This is a genomic window from Oleiphilus sp. HI0066, assembly GCF_001635725.1.
The window spans coordinates 1-819 of the sequence record NZ_LWFH01001480.1; the positions used below are offsets into that span (position 1 = coordinate 1).

1 pseudogene is annotated in these 819 nt (G+C 47.0%); it reads right to left on the reverse strand.

What is annotated here, in order from left to right:
* Window positions 1–819, reverse strand: a pseudogene (rpoB, locus tag A3738_RS22965) (DNA-directed RNA polymerase subunit beta); the annotation flags it as partial.

Sequence of the window (819 nt, forward strand, 5' to 3'; positions counted from 1 at the left end):
CGAATTTCTTTGACCAATACGTTGAAGGACTCTGGCATGCCAGGCTCCATACGATGATCGCCATCAACAATGTTTTTGTACATCTTAGTACGACCGTTCACGTCATCCGACTTAACGGTAAGCATTTCCTGCAAGGTATATGCAGCACCATATGCTTCAAGTGCCCATACTTCCATCTCACCGAATCGCTGACCACCAAACTGAGCCTTACCGCCCAATGGCTGCTGCGTAACAAGACTGTATGAACCAGTTGAACGCGCGTGCATCTTGTCGTCAACCAGGTGGTTCAATTTCAGCATGTACATATAACCGACCGTTACAGGGCGATCAAATGCGTCACCAGTACGTCCGTCATACAAAACTGTTTGTCCGCTGTCATCAAGATCAGCTAAACGAAGTAGCTCTTTGATTTCAGACTCTTTCGCGCCATCGAATGCTGGAGTTGCCATAGGAACACCACCGCGAAGGTTGTTCGCCAACTCTAGAATCTCTTTATCAGAGAAGCTGTCTAGCTCTTCTTTCTTGCTTGCAACACCGTTGTAGATTTCACCCAACAAGCCTCGAACTTCGGCGACTTCTTTTTGCTGCTTGATCATAGTATCGATCTTTTGACCAAGACCTTTGGCTGCTGCACCTAAGTGAGTTTCCAAAACCTGACCAACGTTCATACGCGACGGTACACCTAGCGGGTTAAGAACGATATCGACAGGATTACCAAACTCATCGTATGGCATATCTTCAACAGGCATGATGACCGAGATAACACCTTTGTTACCATGACGGCCAGCCATTTTATCACCAGGCTGGATGCGACGTTTA